General features: G+C 62.3%; 15 protein-coding genes. All 15 read left to right on the top strand.

All coding sequences use genetic code 11. The features are described from left to right. Positions 1–171: 171 nt before the first annotated feature. The 15 genes from HU811_RS16095 to madM all read left to right on the top strand — a co-directional run bounded on the left by HU811_RS16095 (position 172) and on the right by madM (position 15,881). Positions 172–1,119 (top strand): choline ABC transporter substrate-binding protein, encoded by a 948-nt coding sequence (locus tag HU811_RS16095; RefSeq protein ID WP_186656904.1) that lies wholly within the window; start codon positions 172–174, stop codon positions 1,117–1,119. 163 nt (positions 1,120–1,282) lie between these two features. Further along, positions 1,283–2,197, top strand: a complete 915-nt coding sequence (locus HU811_RS16090) for an alpha/beta hydrolase (RefSeq protein ID WP_186656905.1) — start codon at positions 1,283–1,285, stop codon at positions 2,195–2,197. Between the two features lie 105 nt (positions 2,198–2,302). Then, positions 2,303–3,274 (top strand): prolyl aminopeptidase, encoded by a 972-nt coding sequence (pip, locus tag HU811_RS16085; RefSeq protein ID WP_092401505.1) that lies wholly within the window; start codon positions 2,303–2,305, stop codon positions 3,272–3,274. After that, the gene (dtd, locus tag HU811_RS16080; RefSeq protein WP_092401508.1) at positions 3,271–3,708 is read left to right on the top strand and encodes a D-aminoacyl-tRNA deacylase; all 438 of its coding nucleotides are present in this window, start codon (positions 3,271–3,273) and stop codon (positions 3,706–3,708) included. The genes pip and dtd overlap by 4 nt, the downstream gene beginning before the upstream one ends. 350 nt (positions 3,709–4,058) lie before the next feature. Further along, a complete protein-coding gene (locus tag HU811_RS16075; protein WP_189674127.1) occupies positions 4,059–5,798 on the top strand; it encodes a glucan biosynthesis protein G in 1,740 nt (579 codons plus the stop codon). Next, positions 5,791–8,361: a glucans biosynthesis glucosyltransferase MdoH gene (gene mdoH, locus HU811_RS16070; protein ID WP_186656902.1), complete on the top strand. Its 2,571-nt coding sequence runs from the start codon at positions 5,791–5,793 to the stop codon at positions 8,359–8,361. The genes HU811_RS16075 and mdoH overlap by 8 nt, the downstream gene beginning before the upstream one ends. Positions 8,362–8,627: 266 nt before the next feature. Then, positions 8,628–10,298 carry a malonate decarboxylase subunit alpha gene (gene mdcA / locus HU811_RS16065; protein ID WP_186656899.1) on the top strand — a complete coding sequence of 557 codons (1,671 nt, stop codon included), beginning with the start codon at positions 8,628–8,630 and terminating at the stop codon, positions 10,296–10,298. Further along, positions 10,299–11,174 carry a triphosphoribosyl-dephospho-CoA synthase gene (locus HU811_RS16060; protein ID WP_186656898.1) on the top strand — a complete coding sequence of 292 codons (876 nt, stop codon included), beginning with the start codon at positions 10,299–10,301 and terminating at the stop codon, positions 11,172–11,174. After that, entirely contained in the window at positions 11,174–11,473 is a 300-nt protein-coding gene (locus HU811_RS16055; protein ID WP_047226946.1) for a malonate decarboxylase subunit delta, read from the top strand. The genes HU811_RS16060 and HU811_RS16055 overlap by 1 nt, the downstream gene beginning before the upstream one ends. Next, a complete protein-coding gene (locus HU811_RS16050) occupies positions 11,466–12,317 on the top strand; it encodes a biotin-independent malonate decarboxylase subunit beta (RefSeq protein WP_092401520.1) in 852 nt (283 codons plus the stop codon). The genes HU811_RS16055 and HU811_RS16050 overlap by 8 nt, the downstream gene beginning before the upstream one ends. After that, positions 12,314–13,117 carry a biotin-independent malonate decarboxylase subunit gamma gene (mdcE, locus tag HU811_RS16045; RefSeq protein ID WP_092401523.1) on the top strand — a complete coding sequence of 268 codons (804 nt, stop codon included), beginning with the start codon at positions 12,314–12,316 and terminating at the stop codon, positions 13,115–13,117. The genes HU811_RS16050 and mdcE overlap by 4 nt, the downstream gene beginning before the upstream one ends. Then, positions 13,111–13,734, top strand: coding sequence for a malonate decarboxylase holo-ACP synthase (locus HU811_RS16040; RefSeq protein ID WP_177193378.1), 624 nt, complete (start codon positions 13,111–13,113; stop codon positions 13,732–13,734). The genes mdcE and HU811_RS16040 overlap by 7 nt, the downstream gene beginning before the upstream one ends. Next, positions 13,731–14,651 carry a malonate decarboxylase subunit epsilon gene (mdcH, locus tag HU811_RS16035; RefSeq protein WP_092401526.1) on the top strand — a complete coding sequence of 307 codons (921 nt, stop codon included), beginning with the start codon at positions 13,731–13,733 and terminating at the stop codon, positions 14,649–14,651. Before HU811_RS16040 ends, mdcH begins: the two co-directional genes overlap by 4 nt. Positions 14,652–14,718: 67 nt before the next feature. Next, positions 14,719–15,111, top strand: a complete 393-nt coding sequence (gene madL / locus HU811_RS16030) for a malonate transporter subunit MadL (protein ID WP_047226951.1) — start codon at positions 14,719–14,721, stop codon at positions 15,109–15,111. 5 nt (positions 15,112–15,116) lie between these two features. Further along, on the top strand, positions 15,117–15,881 hold the full coding sequence (gene madM, locus HU811_RS16025; RefSeq protein ID WP_092401675.1) for a malonate transporter subunit MadM: 765 nt from the start codon (positions 15,117–15,119) through the stop codon (positions 15,879–15,881). The last annotated feature ends 56 nt before the right edge of the window (positions 15,882–15,937 follow it).

Genomic DNA, 15,937 nt, shown 5'->3' with positions numbered 1-15,937 from the left:
AGCGGGAGCAAGCTCCCTCGCCACAACAGCCTTCATTGCAACAACCTGTCGCCACCGTGCAAAACCGAGTCGCCACAGGTCACCTTCACCCCCTCGACGCTGCGTAATGTTCCGGTCACGGTGCACCAAGACACCGACCTACAATAATCGCTGCCGCACGAGACCTTCCCGATGAAAAGACTGTTCAAACGCTGTCTGTCGATCCTCTGCGGTACCGCCATATTGAGCAGCGGGGCAATGGCCGCAGAGCCTACGTCCTGCCAGACCGTGCGCATGGGCGTGGTCAACTGGACCGACGTGATCGCCACCAGTGGCATGGCTGATGTGTTGCTCACGGGGCTGGGTTATGAAAGCAAACAGACCAGCGCCGTGCAGCAGATCATCTTCGCCGGCCTCCGTGACAAGCGCCTCGATATCTTCCTGGGCTACTGGAAACCAGCGATGGACAACAACATCGCTCCGTTCCTGGCGGCCAACCAGGTGAGAGTCCTGGACCAGCCAAGTCTTGCCGATGCCCAGGCCACGCTGGCAGTGCCGGACTACGTGGCCGCAGCGGGCCTCAAGACGTTCGCTGACATCGCCCGGTTCAAGGAGCAGCTCGGCGGAAAAATATACGGCATCGAGCCGGGCAGCGGTGCCAACACCACCATCAAGACCATGATTGAAACCAATCACTTCGGCCTCAAGGACTTCAAGCTGATCGAGTCTGGCGAGGCCGGGATGCTGGCGGCGGTGCAGCGGGCGGTGAATCGCAAGGAGTTCGTGGTCTTCGTCGGCTGGACCCCGCACCCGATGAACATCAATATGAACATCACCTACCTGACGGGCAGCGAAGACGTCTACGGCCCGAACGAAGGCGCAGCGACGGTCTCCACCGTGACCGCGCCGGACTACGCCCAGCGCTGCCCGAATGTGAGTCGGTTGCTGGATAACCTGACATTTACGGCGGCCCAGGAAAGCCAATTGATGGTGCCGATCATGGCGCGCAAGACGCCTCAGGAAGTTGCTCGGCAATGGTTGCGCGAGCATCCTGAGGATTTGCAGCGGTGGCTGGCAGGTGTCACCAGTTTCGACGGCAAGGATGGCGTGGCGGCGGTGCAGGCCAGTCTCAAGAACTGATGCAATCCAGAGGGCAGTGAGTAACTTTGTGGCGAGGGAGCTTGCTCCCGCTCGGTTGCGCAGCAACCGCCAAAAAAAGCGAGGACTGCTACGCAGTCCAGCGGGAGCAAGCTCCCTCGCCACAAAAGCCTCCAAGCTACACCTTAGCGATCCACGGCAAACCATAATGGCCTACTCACTCTCCCAGGCGATGTCAGCCTTCATCGACAAAACCCTGAGCTTCAACAGCCCGGACAACAGCCTCTCCAGCCAGCGCCAGACCTACAGCCAAATGTGCCGGGCCTTCACCCCGCCGTGCCCGGAAGCGCTGGCGGTCGAGGATTTCGAGGTGGCCGGCGTGGCCGTGCGGGCTTACTGCCCTCGGAGCGCGCCGCCGTCCGAAGGCTGGTCATGCATCCTTTATCTGCACGGTGGCGGCTGGGTGGTGGGGGATCTGGACTCCCACGACTTCATCTGCATGGAACTGGCCGCGACCCTTGGCGTGCTGGTCATGGCGGTGGATTATCGGTTGGCCCCGGAGCATCCGTTTCCGGCGGGTTTCGAAGATTGCGTCACGGTGTGGCATCACCTGGCGGCCACCCCTTTTGCCATCGACCCTCGCCGTCGGCTGGTGGCCGGTGACAGCGCCGGGGCCAATCTCGCCGCCGCGTTGTGCCTGGCCTTGCGCGATGCCGGGCAAGCGCTGCCACGGGCCCAGGTGCTGATTTATCCCGCCCTCGGTGGCCCGGCCCATCTGCCCTCGCGGCGCGAATGTGCCGATGCACCACTGTTGAGCAGCCGCGATCTGGACAGTTATCACGCCCTCTATCTGAGCGACACTCAACCGTCTTCCCTCGCCATGCCGTTGCTCGCCGATGACCTGAGCGGCCTGCCGCCAGCGCTGGTCGTCGTGGCGCAATGGGACCCGTTGCGCGACGACGGCGTCCTTTATAGCGAGCGACTGAACATCGCCGGGGTGAGCTCTTCCTTGTATGTCGGCGAGGGCCTGGTCCATGGTTGCCTGCGGGGCCGGGGGCTGGTGCCGGAGGTCGATCAGATGTATCGCACACTGCTGGCGTATCTGGCTGACACGCTTTGACTGTGCAGGGGACATGCTCATTCGGGTAATTCGGGTTTATGATGCCGGACGGCAGATTAAATAGAAGTCCCCCCAGGGATGACTCGACCCCTTACGGAGCGCGCAATGCAGACTTTGTACCCGCAGATCAAACCTCATGCCCGGCACGATCTGGCTGTCGATGACACCCACACGCTCTATGTCGATGAAAGCGGTTCCCCGGAAGGCCTGCCGGTGGTGTTCATTCACGGTGGCCCGGGTGCCGGTTGCGATGCGCAGAGCCGCCGCTACTTCGATCCGAACCTGTACCGCATCGTTACCTTCGACCAGCGCGGCTGTGGCCGCTCCACCCCTCATGCCAGCCTTGAAAACAACACCACCTGGGATCTGGTCGAAGACCTGGAACGCATCCGCAAACATCTGGGCATCGAAAAATGGGTGCTGTTTGGCGGCTCCTGGGGCTCGACCCTGGCCTTGGCTTACGCCCAGACTCATCCCGAGCGGGTACACGGCCTGATTCTGCGTGGGATCTTTCTCTGCCGTCCGCAGGAAATCGAGTGGTTCTATCAGGCCGGCGCCAGTCGCCTGTTCCCCGATTACTGGCAGGATTACATCGCGCCGATCCCCCTGGACGAGCGCGACGACCTGCTCGGCGCCTTCCACAAACGCCTGACAGGTAATGACCAGATCGCTCAGATGCACGCGGCCAAGGCTTGGTCGACCTGGGAAGGTCGCACTGCGACTCTGCGCCCGAACCCGCTGGTGGTCGATCGCTTCTCCGAGCCGCAGCGTGCGTTGTCGATTGCCCGGATCGAGTGTCATTACTTCACCAACAACGCTTTTCTCGAACCCAACCAGTTGATCCGTGACATGGGCAAGATCGCCCATCTGCCGGGCGTCATCGTGCACGGTCGCTACGACGTGATCTGCCCGCTGGACAATGCCTGGGAGCTGCACCAGAACTGGCCCAACAGCGAACTGCAGGTGATCCGCGACGCCGGCCACGCTGCCTCGGAGCCAGGTATCACCGATGCGTTGGTACGTGCCGCTGCGCAGATGGCCCGGCGCCTGCTCGACCTGCCGCCCGAAGAAGCATGAAGGGGCTGTTGCAACGGGTCCGCAGCGCCCGGGTCGAGGTCGCAGGGGAAGTCGTTGGCGCGGTGGACCAAGGCCTGCTGGTCCTGATCGCGGTCGAGCCCGAGGACACCCGGGCCAGCGCCGACAAATTGCTGCACAAACTGCTGAACTACAGGGTGTTCAGCGACGCTGATGGCAAGATGAACCTGTCTCTGGCAGATGTCGGCGGTGGCTTGCTGTTGGTGTCGCAGTTCACCCTGGCGGCGGACACCAAAAGCGGGTTGCGCCCGAGCTTTTCGACGGCCGCACCTCCGGCCTTGGGCGAGGAGCTCTTTGACTATCTGCTCGCCCACGCGAAACAGGTGCATGGCACTGTGGCATCAGGTAGATTCGGCGCCGACATGCAGGTGCATCTGGTTAACGACGGCCCGGTAACCTTCCTGTTACAGGTCTGAAAGCGTTTGAAACATCTTTTCGGTCCTGTTTCGAGGCAAAACAGGGAGTTTTCTCGATAAATACTTTGTTACCCCTGATGCGTTGTCACGCGGGCTACTAGATAATCGCGCGCTACGGGGGACCAGCGTTCGCTGGTCCATTTGACTTAGGTAGAGACTTGTCCTGGGCCGTTTGGGGAATCATTTTGTCCCATCGGAGTCGGAACAATGCTCGCCAACTTGGCAAGAGTGGCCTGCAGGTGCGGTTTTTCAATGCCGATACCTTGCAGATACTTTATCTGGCCGTTGGTTTTTTGATCTGTTTTCGGCGAGGGTTGCTCGTGATTGTTAGTCCCTGTAATGCACCAAAAATGACTGCCAAACGGTTTAGAAACGCTCTGGTAGCGGGCTCGGCCCTGCTGTGCCTGTTTGGCGCGGGCCAACTGTGGGCATTCAGCCTGGATGATGTATCGGCGAAGGCTCAAGAACTGGCCGGGCAAAAATTCGAAGCCCCGCGCAGCAATCTGCCGAACGAATTTCGCGAAATGAAATTCGCTGACTATCAAAAAATCCGTTTCCGCACCGAAAAAGCCGAGTGGGCCGATCAGAAGACGCCGTTCAGGCTGTCCTTCTATCACCAGGGCATGCATTTCGACACGCCGGTGAAGATCAACGAGATCACCGCGACCACCGTCGATGAAATCAAGTATGACCCGACGCGCTTCGATTTCGGTGACGTCAAGTTCGATCCCAAGTCCACGGAGAAACTGGGCTACGCGGGTTTTCGCGTGCTGTACCCGATCAACAAGGCCGACAAGCAAGACGAAATCATGACCATGCTGGGCGCGAGCTACTTCCGCGTCATCGGCAAGGGTCAGGTTTATGGCTTGTCCGCCCGTGGCCTGGCCATCGATACCGCCCTGCCATCGGGTGAAGAATTCCCGCGCTTTCGCGAGTTCTGGATCCAGCGTCCCAAGCCGACCGATAAGCACCTGGTGATCTTCGCCCTGCTGGATTCGCCACGGGCTACCGGCGCCTATCGCATGATCCTGCGTCCGGGTACCGACACTGTTGTCGACGTGAAGTCGCGCGTGTTCCTGCGAGATCGCGTCACCAAGCTGGGCATTGCTCCGTTGACCAGCATGTTCCTGTTCGGCGCCAACCAGCCGTCCAAGATCCTGAACTACCGTCGAGAGCTGCACGACTCCAGCGGCTTGTCGATCCATGCCGGCAACGGCGAGTGGATCTGGCGCCCGTTGAACAACCCGAAACACTTGGCTGTAAGCAACTTCTCGGTAGAAAACCCGCGTGGTTTCGGCCTGCTGCAGCGCGGTCGTGACTTCAGCCACTACGAAGACCTCGATGACCGCTACGACAAGCGTCCAAGTGCCTGGATCGAACCGAAAGGCGATTGGGGCAAGGGCTCCGTCGACCTGGTTGAAATTCCGACCGCTGACGAAACCAACGACAACATCGTTGCGTTCTGGAGCCCGGAAAAGCTGCCTGAGCCAGGTCAGCCGCTGGACTTCGCCTACCGCCTGCACTGGACCCTCGACGAAGCCAACCTGCATTCGCCGGACAGCGCCTGGGTCAAGCAGACCCTGCGTTCGACCGGTGACGTGAAGCAGTCCAACCTGATCCGTCAGCCGGACGGCAGCGTGGCTTATCTGGTGGATTTCGAAGGTCCTTCCCTGCAAGCCCTGCCGGAAGACGCCGAAGTGCGTAGTCAGGTGAGCGTCGGCGAAAACGGCGAGATCGTCGAGAATAATGTGCGTTACAACCCTGAAACCAAGGGCTGGCGCCTGACCCTGCGACTGAAGATCAAAGACCCGAAACAGTCTACTGAAATGCGCGCCGCGCTGGTCCGTCCACTGGTTCCGGTTGAAGCGCCGGCCGCGTCCCATGCGGTGACCACGACCCTTGCCAAGGCTGACAAGGTCGCCAGGCAGCAGAGCGATAAGGAAATCGCGCAGGAAAAAGAGCAGGAAAAAGAAGCCAAGGCCGATAGCGCGTCCACTGCCGCTGAGTCGACCCCAACCCCGCAGGAACCGGAACCGACTGAACAAGTCCTGACCGAGACCTGGAGCTATCAGTTGCCAGCCGATGAGTAATACTCCAGTACAGCCAGAGACGCTCAGCGAGTATCTGGCCCATTTGCCCATGACCGATGCGCAGCGCGCCGAGCTGGCGGGCTGCAAGTCTTTCAGCGAGCTGCACGAGCGCCTTTCGTCGTCGGCCTTCGATGCACCCACCGAAGCGGCGCAAGCCTCGGTGGGCCGTCGGCTGACCCTGAGCACCGCCGAAGAACTCGAAGACGCCGAAATGCTGGCGCTCGACGCCAGCGGGCGTGTCTGTCTCAAAGCCACGCCGCCGATTCGTCGGACCAAGGTGGTACCGGAGCCGTGGCGCACCAATATCCTGGTGCGCGCCTGGCGTCGCCTGACAGGTCGCACCAACCCGCCGAAGCCGCCCAAGGATGAGCGCGTGTTGCCGCACGCACGCTGGCGCACCGTGGGTTCGATCCGTCGCTATATCCTGCTGATCCTGATGCTCGGCCAGACCATCGTCGCCGGTTGGTACATGAAGGGCATCATGCCGTACCAGGGCTGGTCGTTGGTGGACCTGGACGAAGTCCTGCACCAGCCGCTGTTGCAGACCGCCACCCAGGTACTGCCCTATGCATTGCAGACCAGCATCCTGATTCTGTTCGGGATCCTGTTCTGCTGGGTATCGGCCGGCTTCTGGACGGCGCTGATGGGGTTTCTCGAGCTACTCACCGGTCACGACAAGTACCGCATCTCCGGTGCCAGTGCTGGCAACGAGCCGATTCCCAAGGACGCCCGCACCGCGCTGGTGATGCCGATCTGCAACGAGGATGTGCCACGAGTGTTCGCCGGTTTGCGTGCCACGTTCGAGTCGGTGGTGGCCACCGGGGACCTGGATCGTTTCGACTTCTTCGTACTCAGCGACAGTAACGAAACCGATATCTGCGTCGCCGAGCAGCAAGCCTGGCTGGATGTCTGCCGTGAAGCCGGGGGTTTTGGCAAGATTTTCTATCGCCGCCGTCGTCGTCGCGTCAAACGCAAGAGCGGTAACCTCGACGACTTCTGCCGTCGCTGGGGCAGTGACTACAAATACATGGTCGTGCTCGACGCCGACAGCGTCATGAGTGGCGAGTGCCTGACCAGCCTGGTGCGCCTGATGGAAGCCACGCCGGATGCCGGCATCATCCAGACCGCGCCACGCGCCTCGGGCATGGACACGCTGTATGCGCGCATGCAGCAATTCGCCACCCGGGTGTACGGTCCGCTGTTCACCGCCGGCCTGCACTTCTGGCAGTTGGGGGAATCCCACTACTGGGGTCACAACGCGATCATCCGCATGAAGCCGTTCATCGAGCACTGCGCCCTGGCGCCGTTGCCCGGTAAAGGGGCGTTCGCCGGGGCGATCCTGTCCCACGACTTCGTCGAAGCCGCGCTGATGCGCCGTGCCGGCTGGGGCGTCTGGATTGCCTACGATTTGCCGGGCAGCTATGAAGAGTTGCCGCCCAACCTGTTGGACGAACTCAAGCGTGACCGTCGCTGGTGCCACGGTAACCTGATGAACTTCCGGCTGTTCCTGGTCAAGGGCATGCACCCGGTGCATCGCGCGGTATTCCTGACCGGCGTGATGTCCTATCTGTCGGCACCGCTGTGGTTCTTCTTCCTGGTGCTATCCACCGCGCTGCTGGCGGTGAACACGCTGATGGAGCCGCAATACTTCCTCGAGCCACGCCAACTGTACCCGTTGTGGCCGCAGTGGCATCCGGAAAAAGCCATCGCGCTGTTCTCCACCACCATCGTGTTGCTGTTCCTGCCTAAGCTGCTGAGCATCATCCTGATCTGGGCCAAGGGCGCGAAAGAGTTTGGTGGCAAGTTCAAGGTAACGATGTCGATGTTGCTGGAGATGTTGTTCTCCATGCTGCTGGCGCCGGTGCGGATGATTTTCCACACCCGCTTCGTGCTCGCCGCCTTCCTGGGCTGGGCCGCTACCTGGAACTCGCCCAAACGTGACGACGACTCCACGCCCTGGAGCGAAGCCGTCAAGCGCCACGGCCCGCAAACCCTGCTGGGCTTCTTCTGGGCCTTGCTGGTGATCTGGCTGAACCCGAGCTTTTTGTGGTGGCTGGTGCCGATCGTCGGTTCGCTGATGCTGTCGATTCCGGTGTCGGTGATCTCCAGCCGAGTGGGCCTTGGCTTGAAGTCCCGCGATGAAAGCCTGTTCCTGATCCCTGAGGAATACGCACCGCCACAGGAACTGCTGTCGACCGACCAGTACACCCATGAAAACCGTTGGCACGCGCTGAACGACGGTTTCATCCGCGCAGTGGTCGATCCGCAACAGAACGCCCTGGCCTTTGCCCTGGCCACATCGCGTCACGGCCAGGCCGAGCCGATCGAATGGCTGCGGATCGAACGGGTTCGTCACGCGCTCAAGGTCGGCCCGGCGGGCCTGAACAACAGCGAGCGACTGGCGCTGCTGAGCGACCCGGTGACCCTGTCCCGCCTGCATGAGCAGGTCTGGAGCGAGGGGCATAGCGAATGGTTGGCGGCGTGGCGTGCATCGGTCAAGGCCGATCCCCACGCTCCGCTACTGCCGCTTCAGCCCATGAGCGCACAGCCTCAACTGGCCTGACACGCAAAAAGCCCCGCTTCTGAAAGGAAGCGGGGCTTTTTGTTGGGGGCTGTTTGAGTATGCGAATACCGCCCGTGGTGAGGTCAGGGTTGTGTATGGACTTTGTCCAGCATCGATTCGCCAGGACCTGTGGGAGCAACGCTTGCTTCCACAGGACTGCGTTCAACCATTACGCCAAGCGTAACGATCCGCCGCTGAGCTTGATTGATGTCCTGATCCTGACGCTCCTAAGGTAGCCCCCACGACAGCGAACCCGTGGAGTGGTCATGACAACAACAATATCCCCCGACTCGCGCTGGACGCGGCGGCGTTGCGAAAAGCAGCGGCGTCTCGAGCTGGTGAAGGGGCTTGCCGACGGTGTGGTGTTGCCCACCGACAAGATCGTTGCGGCGCTGGAGGCGTTGATCCTTCCGGGCGATCGCGTGGTGCTGGAAGGCAATAACCAGAAGCAGGCGGATTTTCTATCGCGCTCTCTGGCCAAAGTCGACCCGGCGAAGCTGCACGACCTGCACATGATCATGCCCAGCGTCGGCCGCTCCGAACACCTGGACCTGTTCGAACGCGGCATTGCCCGCAAGCTGGATTTTTCCTTCGCCGGCACCCAGAGCCTGCGCATCAGCCAGTTGCTCGAAGATGGCCTGCTGGAGATCGGCGCGATCCACACCTACATCGAGCTCTATGCCCGGCTGGTGGTGGACCTGATTCCCAACGTGGTGCTCTCGGCCGGGTTCATGGCCGACCGTGCTGGCAATATCTACACCGGCCCCAGTACCGAAGACACCCCTGCGCTGATTGAGCCGGCGGCGTTCAGCGACGGGATTGTCATTGTCCAGGTCAACCAGTTGGTGGACGACGTCAGCGACCTGCCGAGGGTTGATATCCCGGCATCCTGGGTCGATTTTGTGGTGGTGGCCGACAAGCCGTTCTACATCGAACCGCTGTTCACCCGCGACCCGCGCCACATCAAGCCGGTGCATGTGTTGATGGCGATGATGGCGATCCGCGGGATCTACGAGAAACACAACGTCCAGTCGCTCAATCACGGCATCGGCTTCAACACCGCCGCCATCGAGCTGATCCTGCCAACCTACGGCGAGTCCCTGGGTTTGAAGGGCAAGATCTGCCGTAACTGGACCCTCAATCCCCATCCAACCCTGATCCCGGCCATCGAAAGCGGCTGGGTCGAAAGCGTGCATTGCTTTGGCACCGAACTGGGCATGGAAAACTACATTGCCGCGCGGCCGGACGTGTTCTTCACCGGTCATGACGGTTCGCTGCGCTCCAACCGCATGGTCTGCCAACTGGCCGGGCAATACGCGGTGGACCTATTTATCGGCGCCACTTTGCAGGTGGACGGCGACGGACATTCTTCGACGGTAACCCGTGGCAGACTGGCCGGTTTCGGCGGTGCGCCGAACATGGGCCATGACCCGCGCGGTCGCCGTCACGGCACACCGGCCTGGCTCGACATGCGCCACGGCGATGGTGAGGCGCCGCTGCTTGAGCGGGGCAAGAAACTGGTGGTGCAGATGGTCGAGACCTTCCAGGAGGGCGGCAAACCCACCTTCGTCGAAACCCTCGACGCAGTGGAGGTGGCGAAAAAAGCCGGCATGCCCCTGGCACCGATCATGATCTACGGCGACGACGTCACCCACCTGCTCACCGAAGAGGGCATCGCTTACCTGTACAAGGCTCGTTCTCTGGAGGAGCGCCAGGCAATGATCGCCGCCGTGGCCGGGGTCACTGCAATCGGTTTGCGCCATAACCCGAAAGACACTGCCCGTATGCGCCGCGAAGGCTTGATTGCCCTGCCTGAAGACCTCGGCATTCGTCGCACTGACGCCACCCGCGAGTTGCTCGCCGCCAAGAGCGTGGCTGATCTGGTGGAGTGGTCCGGTGGCCTCTACAACCCGCCCGCCAAGTTCAGGAGTTGGTAAATGCACGCCTTCAACCTGCAACCGAAAAAATTGTCCTTGGCCGAGCGCTTGGCGGATATGGCGGTGGACGCGCTGATCGACGAAGCCGACCTGTCACCCAAACCGGCCTTGGTGGATCGGCGCGGCAATGGCGCCCACACCGATCTGCACCTGGGTCTGATGCACGCTTCGGCATTGTCGCTGTGGCCGGCATTCAAGGAAATGGCCGACGCCGCCCTTGAATACGGCGAGATCGGCCTGCCGTTGCGCGAAGCTCTTGGGCGGATCGGCCGTGAAGGGGAAGCGGCGATGCTCGCTACCACCGACGGTGTGAACACCCACCGTGGCGCGATCTGGGCTTTGGGTCTGTTGGTGGCTGCGGCCGCACTGGAACCTGAATCCAGCGTCGCCAGCGCCGTCACTTTACGTGCCGCGCGGCTGGCCTTGCTCAACGATCGCTACGCACCCAATCCCTTCAGCCATGGCGCCCAAGTGGCTCAACGCTATGGCGTGCGAGGCGCCCGGGAAGAAGCACAGCTGGCATTCCCGGCCGTCACCGGCCTGGGCCTGCCACAACTCAAGCGCAGTCGCGCGGCGGGGGCGGGCGAACAGAATGCCCGGCTCGATGCTTTGCTGGCGATCATGACAACGTTGGCCGACACCTGCGTGCTCTACCGCGCTGGTGAGCCCGGTCTGCAGGCCATGCAGCACGGCGCCAAAGCGGTGCTCGACGCCGGTGGCAGCGCCAGCCTGGGCGGTCGTCGCCAGTTGCATGCGCTGGACCAACAATTGATTGCCATGAACGCCTCGCCCGGTGGCGCTGCCGATTTGCTCGCCGCCTGCCTGTTCCTCGACCGAATCGAGCGCGGCGATGGCCTCTTCCCAGGAGTGTGCTGATGCAAACCTTATCCTTTGAATTTCCCGCCGGGCAGCCGCCACGGGGCCGGGCGCTGGTGGGCTGCGTCGGCTCGGGTGACCTGGAAGTGCTGATCGAGCCGGGCCTGGCGGGCAAGTTGACCATTCAGGTGCAGACCTCGGTCAACGGCAGTGAACAACGCTGGCAACATCTGTTCGCCCGCATGTTCGACGGCCAGATGCCGCCGGCCCTGGCGATCGACATCCATGATTTCGGTGCCACCCCTGGTGTGGTGCGGTTGCGCCTGGAACAGGGCTTCGAGGAGATCGGCCATGACTGACAGCGCAGCGTTGCTCAACAAACACAGCTTTGTCGAGCTGGGTGCCCGGCAACGGGCCAAAGCCTTGCTGGATAACGGTTCGTTCCGTGAACTGCTCGACCCCTTCCAGCGAATCATGTCGCCCTGGCTGCTGCGTCAGGGCGTGGTGCCGCAAAGCGACGACGGTGTGGTGATCGCCAAGGGCTTGCTCGATGGCCTGCCGGTGGTGATCGCGGCCATCGAAGGCGCGTTCCAGGGCGGCAGTCTTGGCGAAGTCGGCGGGGCGAAGATTGCCGGAGCGCTGGAGCTGGCCGCCGAGGACAACCGCAAAGGCATCCCGACCCGCGCCGTGTTGCTGCTGGAAACCGGCGGCGTGCGTCTGCAGGAGGCCAATCTGGGGCTGGCGGCGATTGCCGAGATTCATTCGGCGATTGTCGACCTGCGCCAGTACCAGCCCGTCATCGGTGTGGTGGCCGGCAGCGTCGGTTGTTTTGGCGGTATGTCCATCGCCGCCGGACTGTGCAGCTATCTGCTGGTGACCCAGGAAGCGCGGCTGGGCCTGAACGGTCCGCAAGTGATCGAGCAGGAGGCCGGGATCGACGAGTACGATTCCCGTGATCGGCCGTTCATCTGGAGCCTGACCGGCGGTGAGCAACGCTTCGCCACCGGGTTGGTGGACCGCTATGTGGCCGATGACGTGGCGCAGATCCGCGAGCACGTCAGCCAGTTGTTGCACTTGGGCGTACCCGCCCAGCATCGCAGCGGTCAGGCCGAGGTGTTCCTGCAACGTTTGGCCCGACTGGACACTGAAGTGCAAATCGAACCGGCCGCGGTTCGCCAGTTGTATCAGGGAGAACGCCCATGAATTCGTATTCGTTGAGAGGCTTGCGCTGGTTCGAGGCCTTGAGTGGCAACGCCACGCCATTGGAAGGCTTGCCGGCTTCGTTGAAAGTTGCTGACGTCACCCTGGGCGAGCAAAACGTGCGCCTGCTGGCGGTGGTGGCGGATCCCGACAGTCGCTTTCCCCGTGCTCGCAACGGCGAAGTCGGTTTGCTCGAAGGTTGGGGCCTGGCCAAAGCCGTGGACGAGGCTATCGATGCCGACCGCGATGCCCCCCACAAGCGCGCGCTGATTGCCATCGTCGATGTGCCGAGCCAGGCCTATGGTCGTCGTGAAGAAGCCCTGGGTATTCATCAGGCCTTGGCCGGTGCGGCGGACAGTTATGCCCGAGCGCGGCTGGCCGGGCATCCGGTGATCGGTTTGCTGGTGGGCAAGGCCATGTCCGGGGCGTTCCTGGCCCACGGTTATCAGGCCAACCGGTTGATCGCTTTGCGCGACCCGGGTGTGATGGTCCACGCCATGGGCAAAGCCTCGGCGGCGCGGGTGACCCTGCGCAGCGTCGAAGAGCTTGAGGCCCTGGCCGCCAGCGTGCCGCCGATGGCCTATGACATCGACAGTTTCGCCAGCCTCGGTTTGCTGTGGGAAACCCTGTCGGTGGAGCAGATCGAGCAGCCAAACGCGGCGGATCTGGCACGGGTCAGAGATTGTCTGCAACAGGCGATCAACGAAGTGGCAGACGCGCCTCGGGACTTGAGCAGCCGCCTCGGGGCGACGCATCGTGCGGCTTCCAGCACTGTTCGCCAATTGTTGAGAGCACAGTGGTGAGTACCTTTCTGGCCCACGACCTGCTGTGGGGGATGACTCCACAGCCGTTGCCTGCGGATGCGCCGGCGTGGGTCATTGACTCCCTCAGCCTTGGGCAACCGGTGGTGGTGCGGCGAGCGATCACCGCGCCGGGACACATTGCCGTGGGTGTGCGGGGAGTTTCGCGGGAACAGCGTTATGCCACGTCGATGCCGGTGGCGGCGATCCAGCGCCGGGTGCGCCCCGAGGAGCTTTGCCATGTCGCATTGCGCCGTGACGTGCCGGCGTTGCAGGCGCTCGCGCAATTGCGGCCGATGCTGGATGCCAGCGGCTGGATCTGGGGTGTCAGCGGCAGCGCCGGATTTGAACTGGCCAGTGGCATCGAGGCGCTGCATGCGCGCAGTGACCTGGATTTGATCCTGCGCACACCGCAGCCGCTGGATCGTATTGAGGCCCGGGATTTGTTGGCGCAACTGGACGGTTCGACGTGCGCCGTGGATATGCAACTGCAAACCCCCTTCGGCGCTGTTGCCCTGCGCGAGTGGGCCGGCTCGGCGCGACGGGTGTTGCTCAAGGATAATCGTCAGGCACGTCTGGTGACCGATCCGTGGCAACCGTCGCTGGAGCAAGTGGCGTGAGCAGCCTCTTGGTATTCCCCGGCCAGGGTGCGCAGCGGGCGGGCATGCTCCAGGGCGTGTCGCCGCAACTGCTGGAACAGGCCGGTGAAGTGCTGGGCGAAAACGTACGACAGTTGGACAGCACCGAGGCGTTGCAATCGACCCGAGCCGTGCAACTGTGTCTGTTGATCGCGGGTGTCGCGGCAGCCCGGCAATTGCTGGAACAGGCACCTGTGCCGGATTACGTTGCGGGCCTGTCCATTGGCGCGTACCCGGCGGCGGTGGTGGCCGGTGCACTGGAGTTTGATGATGCATTGCGGCTGGTCAGCCTGCGGGGCGAACTGATGCAGCAGGCGTATCCGCGAGGCTATGGCATGACGGCGATAATCGGCCTTGAGCTGGCGACAGTGGAGGTGTTGCTCGCGCAGGTGCACAGCGCCATGACGCCGGTTTACCTGGCCAACATCAATGCCGATAACCAGGTGGTCATTGCTGGCAGTGACGAGGCCATGGGCATCGTCGCCGAGAAGGCACGCAGCCAGGGCGCCGCGAAAGCGTGTCGGCTGGCGGTAAGCGTCCCGTCCCACTGTCCGTTGCTGGAGGCCCCGGCCCGGGCACTGGCCCAGGCGTTTGCCGAGGTGCCGTTGAAAGCGCCCGCTTTGGGTTATCTGAGCGGCAGTCGTGCCCGGCCCGTGGTGAACACCGACGCCTTGCGTGAGGACCTGGCTTTCAACATGTGCCGTGTGGTGGATTGGCGCGGCACGGTGCAAAGCGCCTACGAGCGAGGCGTGCGGTTACAGATCGAACTGCCGCCCGGTGCGGTTCTGACGGGACTGGCGCGCCGGGTGTTCGAGCAGGGCACCGTCATCGCTTTCGACGGTGCGCGCCTGGACACCTTGCAGACGCTGCTCAGAGAGGAGGGACGCCGCCGACCCTAAACCACCGACTCAAGCTGGCGAAGCACAAAAACAACAACTTCGACGATGCACTTTGAGGACTACAACAATGATTATTTACGGTGTGGCGTTTTTGGCCTTTTGTACCCTGGCGGGTATTTTCATCGGTGAGCTGCTGGGCAAACTGATCGGCGTGCCGGCCAACGTCGGCGGTGTCGGCATTGCGATGCTGCTGTTGATCGGCCTGGGCAGTTACCTGAGCAAACGCGGCCTGTTCAAGGGCAAGTCCGAAGCCGGCGTGGAATTCTGGAGTGCGATCTACATTCCCATCGTGGTCGCGATGGCCGCTCAGCAAAACGTCTATGGCGCGCTCAAGGGCGGGCCAATGGCGATTCTGGCCGGGACCCTGGCGGTGGTGATTGCCTTTGCGATGGTGCCGGTACTGGTGCGCATCGGCAACAAAGGGCCTGAAACCGATGTTTCCGCTAAGACGGTTGGGTGATTGCCATGTACGAATCATTGATGAAAGTGATCACCGGCTACGGTCTGCTCAGTGGCTTTGCGATTGTCGGCATCACCATGTGGGTGTCGTACTGGATCAGCGACACGTTCACTAAGGGTCGCCTGCACGGTTCGGCCATCGCGATTCTTCTGGGGTTAGTGCTGTCGTATATCGGCGGTGCGATGACCGGCGGGCAGAAGGGTGTAGTCGACATTCCGCTGCTCTCGGGTATCGGCCTGCTGGGCGGCGCCATGCTGCGGGACTTTGCCATTGTCGCCACGGCGTTTGGGGTGAGTGTCGAGGAACTCAAGCGCGCGGGTTACGTCGGGGTACTGGCCCTGTTCGTCGGGGTGGCCACCTCGTTCATCGCCGGTGTCGGCGTGGCGATGGCCTTCGGTTACACCGATGCGGTGAGCCTGACCACCATCGGCGCTGGGGCAGTGACCTACATCGTCGGGCCGGTGACTGGTGCGGCGATCGGTGCCAGTTCCGAGGTGATGGCGCTGTCCATCGCCGCCGGTTTGATCAAAGCGATCCTGGTGATGGTGGCGACGCCGTTCGTGGCACCTTTGATTGGTCTTAACAATCCGCGCAGTGCGGTGATCTTTGGCGGGTTGATGGGCACTTCCAGCGGCGTGGCCGGCGGCCTGGCGGCCACCGATCCGAAACTGGTGCCGTATGGTTGCCTGACGGCGGCGTTCTATACCGCGCTCGGGTGTTTGCTCGGGCCTTCGCTGTTGTATCTGATCATGCGGGGGTTGTTGGGGTAAGGCTTTGAATCTTCGCTGAGCGGGCTGTCCTCATCGCGAGCAGGCTCGCTCCCACA

Origin of the sequence: Pseudomonas tehranensis (genome assembly GCF_014268615.1) — a bacterium.
Taxonomy (GTDB): domain Bacteria; phylum Pseudomonadota; class Gammaproteobacteria; order Pseudomonadales; family Pseudomonadaceae; genus Aquipseudomonas; species Aquipseudomonas tehranensis.
This window is presented reverse-complemented; position numbering and strand designations above follow the sequence as displayed.